This is a genomic window from Streptomyces sp. SID5643 (genome assembly GCF_009872555.1).
Taxonomy (GTDB): domain Bacteria; phylum Actinomycetota; class Actinomycetes; order Streptomycetales; family Streptomycetaceae; genus Streptomyces; species Streptomyces iakyrus.
The window spans coordinates 1-255 of sequence record NZ_WWIC01000147.1 but is presented as its reverse complement, the minus strand read 5'-3'; the positions used below and the strand labels follow the sequence as shown (position 1 = coordinate 255).

General features: G+C 67.5%; 1 protein-coding gene. It reads right to left on the bottom strand.

The window, feature by feature from the left end:
* On the bottom strand, positions 1 to 255 hold a 255-nt coding region (locus tag GTY56_RS18315), incomplete at both ends, for a lyase family protein (protein WP_272923378.1).

The following is a 255-nucleotide window of genomic DNA, read 5'->3' as shown; positions in this document are numbered from 1 at the left end:
CGGGCCGACTCGGCGTACCCGGCAGGGGCATTCAGGCCCGTACCGATCGCGGTCGCGCCCAGGTTGATCTCATGGATCAACTCCACCGCCTCCGCGAGCCGGCTGCGGTCCTCCTCGATCATGACGGCGAACGCGGAGAACTCCTGGCCGAGTGTCATGGGCACCGCGTCCTGGAGTTGGGTGCGGCCCATCTTGAGCACGGAGCGGAACTCGATGGCCTTGTGGGCGAACGTGTCCTGCAGGACGGACATCGCG